This window comes from Mesorhizobium sp. GbtcB19, assembly GCF_019091085.1.
Taxonomy (GTDB): domain Bacteria; phylum Pseudomonadota; class Alphaproteobacteria; order Rhizobiales; family Rhizobiaceae; genus Mesorhizobium.
In genome coordinates this window covers 1-247 of sequence record NZ_JAGXJY010000382.1, presented here as the reverse complement: position 1 = coordinate 247, position 247 = coordinate 1, and the positions used below count along the sequence as shown (strand labels likewise).

Here is a 247-nt window from a genome sequence, read left to right as displayed (position 1 = left end):
TGAGGAATTCGCCGGAAGGCCCCGGCGGGCGGCCCGGGCCGGCCCGCCTCCCGCTGCCCCGAACCAGTTGCGCCAGGATGGAAAAGACGCGCCGGGCGGCCCCCAATCGGTGTGGATGAGTGGCAGGCCGGCAAGGCTTTCGGGGCTCCCCGCACCGGCGAGCGTTGGCGCGCAGACGGGATAGACGGCGTCCCTGACGATCTCCTCGGTCGGATGCCCCCGATAATGCGGACCGTAGGAGAGGCGG

At 72.1% G+C, this 247-nt stretch carries 1 pseudogene; it reads right to left on the bottom strand.

The annotated features are described in order from the left end of the window. Window positions 1-247: pseudogene (locus KVT37_RS32530) on the bottom strand (transcriptional regulator); the annotation flags it as partial.